Source organism: Streptomyces sp. DH12, assembly GCF_020873895.1.
Classification (GTDB): domain Bacteria; phylum Actinomycetota; class Actinomycetes; order Streptomycetales; family Streptomycetaceae; genus Streptomyces.
Map to the genome: position 1 here is coordinate 1 of NZ_JAHWGT010000694.1, position 516 is coordinate 516.

At 73.3% G+C, this 516-nt stretch carries 2 protein-coding genes; one reads left to right on the plus strand and one right to left on the minus strand.

Going from position 1 to position 516, the window contains the following annotated elements; all coding sequences use genetic code 11:
- The coding region (locus tag LPA54_RS36550) for a helix-turn-helix transcriptional regulator (protein ID WP_228984809.1) at positions 1–256 on the plus strand (256 nt) is incomplete at its 5' end.
- Here the strand turns inward: LPA54_RS36550 and LPA54_RS36555 are convergent.
- A partial coding sequence (locus tag LPA54_RS36555) for a YbjN domain-containing protein (protein ID WP_228984810.1) occupies positions 213–516 on the minus strand: 304 nt, incomplete at its 5' end. The two genes, LPA54_RS36550 and LPA54_RS36555, sit on opposite strands and share 44 nt — an antisense overlap.

The following is a 516-nucleotide window of genomic DNA, read 5'->3' on the forward strand; positions in this document are numbered from 1 at the left end:
GGCGGGCGCCGAGCTGTCCGCCCATCCCGCCCATCTCGTACGGGCGTTCAGCACCGCGTACGGCATCCCGCCGCACCAGTACCTGATGTCACGCCGGGTCGGGCGGGCGCGGCGGCTGCTGCTGGAGGGGCGGCCGCCGAGCGCCGTCGCGGCAGCCGCCGGCTTCTACGACCAGGCCCACCTCACCCGGCACTTCCGCCGGCTGGTGGGGGTCACTCCGGGACGCTACCGGGCGACGGGCGCAGCAGGTGGGTGAAGGCGTCCAGGTTGCGGGTGGACTCGCCGCGTGAGACGCGCCAGGCGTACTCCTTGCGGATCGCGGAGGCGAAGCCCAGCTCCAGCAGGGTGTTGAAGCTGCCGTCGGCGGCCTCCAGGACCTGTCCGAGCAGCCGGTCCAGCTCCTCCGGGGTGATCGCGGGCAGCGGCAGGCGGCCGGTGACGTAGATGTCGCCGAGCGGGTCGACGGCGTAACTCACGCCGAACAGCTTGAGGTTGCGCTCCAGGAGCCAGCGGTGG